The organism is Polaromonas sp. P1_E1_2, assembly GCF_056406035.1.
Genome location: NZ_JBFUAZ010000430.1, coordinates 1 through 3,781, shown reverse-complemented (window position 1 = coordinate 3,781; position 3,781 = coordinate 1). Strand labels below are relative to the sequence as shown.

The window sequence follows — 3,781 nt, the reverse complement described above, 5'->3', positions numbered from 1 at the left end:
GTGCGCAGGACCACGATATTGCCAAATACCTGCGAAAGCTGGGCAAACCCACCATCCTGACTGCTAACAAGGCCGAGGGCATGACTGAAGGCGTGCAGCTGTCCGAGTTCTTTGAATTGGGCCTGGGCGAGATGCTGGCGGTTTCCGCCTCACACGGCCAGGGCATGCGCACGCTGGTTGACATGGCCTTGGCGCCGCTCAATTTGCCGGATCCGGACGAAGAGGCTGAGCCTCAAGATCCTTCTGTGATTCGTCTGGCCGTGGCAGGACGCCCCAACGTGGGGAAGTCCACATTGATCAACACCTGGCTGGGTGAAGAACGCCTGGTGGCCTTTGATTTGCCCGGGACAACCCGCGACGCCATTTCTGTGCCTTTTGAGCGTGCCGGGCAGAAGTTTGAGCTGATTGACACGGCAGGTCTGCGCCGCAAAGGCAAGGTTTTTGAGGCCATCGAGAAGTTTTCCGTGGTCAAGACCCTGCAGGCCATCGAAAACGCCAACGTAGTGCTGCTGCTGCTCGATGCCACCCAAGGCGTGACCGACCAGGACGCCCACATTGCCGGCTACATCCTCGAAAGCGGCCGTTCGGTGGTGCTGGCCATCAACAAGTCGGACGCTGTGGACTCCTACCAGCGCGAGCTTCTCGAGCGCTCCATCGAGACCCGGCTGGGCTTCCTCAAATTCGCCGCCATCCACCCGATCTCGGCCATCAAGCGCCAGGGACTGGGCCCTGTCTGGAAGTCGATTGTTCAGGCCCATGCATCGGCCAATCGCAAGATGTCCACACCCGTGCTCACCCGGCTGCTGCTGGAAGCCGTGCAGTTCCAGCAACCCCAGCGCTCGGGTGTTTTTCGCCCCAAGCTGCGCTATGCCCACCAGGGCGGCATGAACCCACCCATCATCATCATCCACGGTAATTCGCTCGAACACGTCACCGAGTCGTACAAACGCTATCTGGAAGGGCGTTTCCGCAAGGAATTTGACCTGGTCGGCACGCCCTTGCGCATCCAGATGAAGAGCTCCCACAACCCCTTTAAAGACAAGGAAACGGCCTAGGACTACATGACCCGGGCCACGCCCTGTGGTAAGGTCAAGTTCTATTAACTTTTGAACACGGAAAATATCGTGAGCAATAACAAAGGCCAGCTCTTGCAGGACCCATTTCTCAACACCTTGCGTCGCGAGCATGTTCCTGTTTCCATTTATCTCGTCAACGGGATCAAATTGCAGGGCCAGATCGAATCCTTCGATCAATATGTGGTTCTGCTTCGCAACACTGTGACCCAAATGGTCTACAAACATGCGATTTCCACCATCGTTCCAGGTCGCGCCGTAAATTTCGCGACCAACGAGTCTGAAGAAAGCCCCGCCAGCTGAGTTCGTACGATGCTCCGGTGAGCCCGAAACCCCTGGTCCTTCTTGTAGGGGTCGATCTGGGGTTGCCAAACTTTGATGCTGATCTGCAGGAACTGGGTTTGCTCGCGCAAACAGCAGGCCTGCAGCCGGTTGCGCGCGTCACCTGCAGACGCAAGGCGCCCGACGCCGCGCTCTTCATCGGCAGCGGAAAAGCTGACGAAATCAAGCTGATGGCGCTGGATACCGGCGCCACGGAAATTCTGTTCGACCAGTCCCTCAGCCCGGCGCAGCAGCGCAACCTGGAGCGGCACCTGGACATGCCGGTCAACGACCGGACCCTGCTGATTCTTGAAATCTTTGCCCAGCGCGCGCGTAGTCACGAAGGCAAGCTGCAGGTTGAGCTGGCCCGGCTGCAATACATGTCTACACGCCTGGTGCGGCGCTGGTCCCACCTGGAGCGGCAAACCGGCGGCGCCGGTGTGCGCGGCGGCCCGGGTGAGAAGCAGATCGAGCTCGACAAACGCATGATCGGTGACGCGATCAAGCGCACCAAAGAACGCTTGCTCAAGGTCAAGAAGCAGCGGCAAACGCAGCGAAAGCAGCGCGAGCGCCGCAATTCCTTCACGATTTCCCTGGTGGGTTACACCAACGCGGGAAAATCCACGCTCTTCAATGCACTGGTCAAAGCGCGTGCTTATGCGGCCGACCAGTTGTTCGCAACGCTCGATACCACCACGAGGCAGCTTTATTTGGGTGACGCCGCGCGTTCCGTGTCGTTGTCGGACACGGTGGGCTTCATCCGCGACCTGCCGCACGGCCTGATTGATGCCTTTGCTGCAACGCTGCAGGAAGCAGCGGATGCCGACTTGCTGCTGCACGTGGTGGACGGCGCCAATCCCGACTACCTCGAGCAGATCGAGCAGGTCCAGCGTGTGCTTTCGGAGATTGGCGCGGCCGATGTGCCGCAAATACTGGTGTTCAACAAGCTGGACGCTATTGAAAAGGACAGCTTGCCCCTGCACCTGCAAGACATGTTCGAACTGAGGGACGCGTTTGAGGGCTCAAGCCGCAGCGTTGAACGGGTGTTCGTGAGTGCGCAGACAGGTGAAGGCCTGCCGCTTTTGCGGGCGCTGCTGGCTGGCTATGCGGTCAACCCGCCCGCCGACGAAATCCCCCAAACTGCCGAGGACCTTGCCTGATATGGCGGTTTCATTAGGCACAATGTCGGTGTAACGAAAAAAAGTGAGTTTGATCCCATGAATCTGAACCCCGTGCTGCAGACCTTGACGAGCTTGCCAGGCCGGCTCAAGCAACGCGCCCAAGGCATGTTCAACCTCAATGATCCGCGCTGGGGTCGGGATGACGACAAACCGTCTTCTGACGATGCCAAGCCCGAAGCTCCGCGGGAGGACAAGCAACCGACCCGGCCCGCCAACCGTCCGCAGGGGCAGGGGCCCAACCAGGGCCCACCCGACCTGGATGAACTCTGGCGCGACTTCAACCGCAAGCTGGGTGGCCTTTTTGGCGGTGGCAAGAACAACCCCAACCGTGGTGGATTTGGCCGCGGCAATGGCGGTGGGAACAACGGCGGCAGTGGCGGCGGCTTTCAGCCCGACATGAAGAGTGCCGGCATTGGTGTCGGACTGATTGCCAGTGTCGCAGTGCTGATCTGGCTGGGCACCGGGTTTTTCATTGTCCAGGAAGGCCAGCAGGCCGTCATCACCCAGTTTGGCAAATACCACTCGACCGTGGGCGCGGGCTTCAACTGGCGGCTTCCGTATCCTGTGCAGCGCCACGAAATCGTTGTGGTCACGCAGATCCGTTCAGTGGATGTCGGCCGTGACGTCATCATCAAGGCGACAGGCCTGCGCGACTCGGCCATGCTGACTGAAGACGAAAACATCGTTGAAATCAAGTTTGCCGTGCAGTACCGCCTGAACGATGCGCGCGCCTATCTGTTTGAAAGCAAGGACCCTGCAGCGGCGGTGGTTCAGGCTGCCGAAACAGCCGTCCGTGAAGTGGTCGGGAAAATGAAGATGGACCTGGCCCTGGCGGAAGAGCGTGACCAGATCGGGCCACGCGTGCGCGCCCTGATGCAGACCATCCTCGATCGTTACAAGGTCGGCGTTGAAGTTGTCGGCATCAACCTTCAGCAGAGCGGTGTGCGCCCCCCCGAGCAGGTGCAGGCAGCGTTTGACGATGTGCTCAAGGCCGGCCAGGAGCGCGAACGCGCCAAGAACGAAGCCCAGGCATACGCCAACAATGTGATCCCGCGTGCCGTGGGTTCCGCGTCCCGCCTCAAGGAAGAGTCTGAAGCCTACAAAGCCAAAATCGTGGCCCAGGCACAGGGTGATGCCCAGCGCTTTCGTTCGGTGCTGACCGAATACCAGAAGGCGCCCCAGGTGACCCGTGACCGTATGTCCACC

General features: G+C 59.8%; 4 protein-coding genes. All 4 read left to right on the top strand.

All coding sequences use genetic code 11. The annotated features are described in order from the left end of the window. Window positions 1–1,055: ribosome biogenesis GTPase Der (gene der / locus AC1D1P_RS17295; protein ID WP_477673821.1), on the top strand; the 1,055-nt coding region annotated here is incomplete at its 5' end. Between the two features lie 51 nt (window positions 1,056–1,106). Then, window positions 1,107–1,376, top strand: a complete 270-nt coding sequence (hfq, locus tag AC1D1P_RS17290; RefSeq protein ID WP_411883131.1) for an RNA chaperone Hfq — start codon at window positions 1,107–1,109, stop codon at window positions 1,374–1,376. Further along, window positions 1,373–2,554, top strand: a complete 1,182-nt coding sequence (hflX, locus tag AC1D1P_RS17285; protein ID WP_457280985.1) for a GTPase HflX — start codon at window positions 1,373–1,375, stop codon at window positions 2,552–2,554. Before hfq ends, hflX begins: the two co-directional genes overlap by 4 nt. A 57-nt stretch (window positions 2,555–2,611) precedes the next feature. After that, window positions 2,612–3,781 (top strand): FtsH protease activity modulator HflK (gene hflK, locus AC1D1P_RS17280; protein ID WP_477673820.1); only part of this gene is annotated, 1,170 nt, incomplete at its 3' end.